The following is a 1,020-nucleotide window of genomic DNA, read 5'->3' as shown; positions in this document are numbered from 1 at the left end:
CAGCTTTGGCGTTTCGGCGATGGGCTGGCCGGCATATTCGCGCAGGCCCCAGGCGCCCCACTGACTGACGGGGCCGGTATTGTTGTACAGCGTCATCGCGTCGCCGATCTGCGCCTTCCAGGTTGCAAGGTAGCGCTGGTACAAAGTGTACATGCGCGGATCGCGGTTGATGCTGCGGACGAGTTCCACATTGCTGGCGTGAACGACGTGCTGGCCGCCTTCATAGGCGATGTAGCGCTTGCCATAACGGGTCGCGACCGCCTTGTTCTGCGCCGCCTTGGCGAGCACCGCGTCGATATCGGCATCGAGGAAGGTGAAGATATTGGTAAGATCGGTGATCGCCGCCCGGCTGCCCGAGAAGGTGCCGCCGCCGAAATAGGGCGCCGTCGCCAGCGCATCGAAATTCTGCGCCGTATCCTCGAACTTCAGCACCTGTTCCGCCGCCCAGGGATTGGCATTCTGGGTCGCGATCACGCGCACCAGCCGCTTCATGTCGGACGCGAACACCTGCGACCAGATCTTGTGCATCCACGTCGACTTCTGGGCGTAGCGGCGCAGAAGGGCCTCGGCCTCGTTGGTCGCCAGCCCCATCGACAGGCCTTCATTCTTGGCCTGGGTGGTTACCGGGAAGGACCAGTTCCACACCTCGTTCGACATTTCGACATAGGCCTTGCGGCCCGGCGCCAGATTGTCGCGGACGTAGGTGGCAAAGCGCCGCTGATAATCCTCATCGGCGTTCCACGGCATCGTGAACCACGGGTCGATCCCGGCCTCATTGGCCAGCGCCACCATATATTCGACCGAAGCGCCCATCTTGCTCGCCTGGTTCTGCGTCAGCAGTTGCGGCCGGGTCGCCCAGGTCACCGCCACATTGGCGTTGGTGCTCTGCCAGTCCATGAAGCGCAACACCTTGTAACCGCGCACCGACGCCAGGAAAGCGGGCGAGAAGCGCGCCGTCGCCGACGCCGTCTTCTCGCGGCAATCGAGCTGCCGCACTGGATCGGCCACATCGGTCCGCGA

At 63.5% G+C, this 1,020-nt stretch carries 1 protein-coding gene; it reads right to left on the bottom strand.

The annotated features are described in order from the left end of the window. Positions 1–1,020: hypothetical protein (locus CHB74_RS22180; protein WP_089221480.1), on the bottom strand; the 1,020-nt coding region annotated here is incomplete at both ends.

It is taken from the genome of Edaphosphingomonas laterariae, assembly GCF_900188165.1.
In the GTDB taxonomy this organism is placed as follows: Bacteria; Pseudomonadota; Alphaproteobacteria; order Sphingomonadales; family Sphingomonadaceae; genus Sphingomonas_E; species Sphingomonas_E laterariae.
Note: the sequence above shows the minus strand (reverse complement) of the source record. Positions and strands in the feature narration are given on the sequence as shown.